This window comes from Vibrio makurazakiensis, assembly GCF_050337375.1.
Lineage (GTDB): Bacteria > Pseudomonadota > Gammaproteobacteria > Enterobacterales > Vibrionaceae > Vibrio > Vibrio makurazakiensis.
Genome location: NZ_JAKJSW010000429.1, coordinates 1 through 1,456 on the forward strand (window position 1 = coordinate 1; position 1,456 = coordinate 1,456).

Annotated in this window: 2 protein-coding genes; both read left to right on the forward strand. The window is 42.1% G+C overall.

The annotated features are described in order from the left end of the window. Positions 1-582: MFS transporter (locus L4C33_RS22185; protein WP_428814545.1), on the forward strand; the 582-nt coding region annotated here is incomplete at its 5' end. After that, complete coding sequence (locus tag L4C33_RS22190) at positions 582-1,244, forward strand: DUF2913 family protein (RefSeq protein ID WP_428814546.1); 663 nt, start codon at positions 582-584, stop codon at positions 1,242-1,244. The genes L4C33_RS22185 and L4C33_RS22190, both read left to right, overlap by 1 nt. The last annotated feature ends 212 nt before the right edge of the window (positions 1,245-1,456 follow it).

The following is a 1,456-nucleotide window of genomic DNA, read 5'->3' on the forward strand; positions in this document are numbered from 1 at the left end:
ACCCTAAGAAATTACTTAAGGTTATGTAAGAACCCAGTTGTTATGGGGCTGGTTTTCTCTGGCGCGTTCTCTTTTGCGGGGATGTTTGCATTCTTGACCGCTGGTTCGTTTGTTTATATTGATATCTATGGTGTAAGACCTGATTTGTTCGGCTATCTGTTTGGCTTGAACATTGTAGCGATGATCATTATGACTAGCGTAAATGGTCGTATTGTTAAGAAAGTCGGTTCTCACACCATGCTTCGTGCTGGCCTCACTATTCAATTATTAGCTGGTGTAGGCTTGTTCTTTGGTTGGTTAGCGGATATTGGCCTGTGGGGAATTGTCCCGTTTGTGATGCTTTATATTGGTACACTTTCCACTATAGGCAGCAACTCTATGGGGCTTCTATTAAGTGGTTACCCAAATATGGCGGGTACGGCTTCGTCATTGGCGGGTACATTAAGGTTTGGCACCGGTTCTGTTATTGGTTTAATCGTTGCGCTGCTTCCAAGTGACACAGCGTGGCCTATGATTGTTGTAATGGCGATATGCTCAATTTTATCGGCATTGTTATATTGGACATTAGGAAAGAAGGCATAATGTCAAACTACTACATTGAAATTCAAAAAATGGTAAATGCAGCGTTAGAAGAATTGACTGCATTACACAAAACGAAAAAAGTGGTGAATGCACCTGTAAGTAATAATCACTTTTTAGTTCGCTGGGTAACAAAAGCAATTAAAGCTCAGGCGTATGATCGTAGTGTGGTTGCTGATCTAGTTCGTTGGCAAAAGCAGGGGCGCTCTAAGGGCAACCAAGCTGACCTAATGTTTACTTTCAAACGTATTTCAGCTTTTTATGCCCACTTCTTCCCTGTTAATGAAGAGCCTAAAACTTTGAAAGACAGTGACGTAGAAGCGTTCATGGAAGTTATGTACCAGAAAGGTTGGAGCGTTTCGAGTGAAGATGAGCTGACGACTGGTGGTAAAATTCAGTTCTTTACCGATGGTGACCACTCTTTTGCTTTGTGTGCAAAACAGTGTGACGACTCATTTGATGGCGAATTGATGACTCAGCCAATGAACTGGTTTGTTCGTGGTAACCATGCGGAGTTTATTCAATCTGCGATGGACGCTGGTTTCATGCTTCACAAAGTAACGGATTACAAATCAGCGGTGAAATATCACGGTGAGTACATTGTTTATCCTGGAAATCAGGGCAGTCAGTTAGCTGAGATCCCAATTAGCTTCATTGCTGACTAATGGCGCGATAGACCAACATATGAAAATAGAAGGGGCTGATACGAGAATGTATCAGCCCCTTTTTTTTAAGATGAATTTGTTGATTGTTCTTATTTGTTATTCGTCGCTTCTTTAACGATGGCTTTGACCATACCTTTAAATATAAATAGGTGGGCGGGCATCATTGCAAACCAATACAGCAGGCCGAGAAACCCTTTTGGGTGCCACCATGC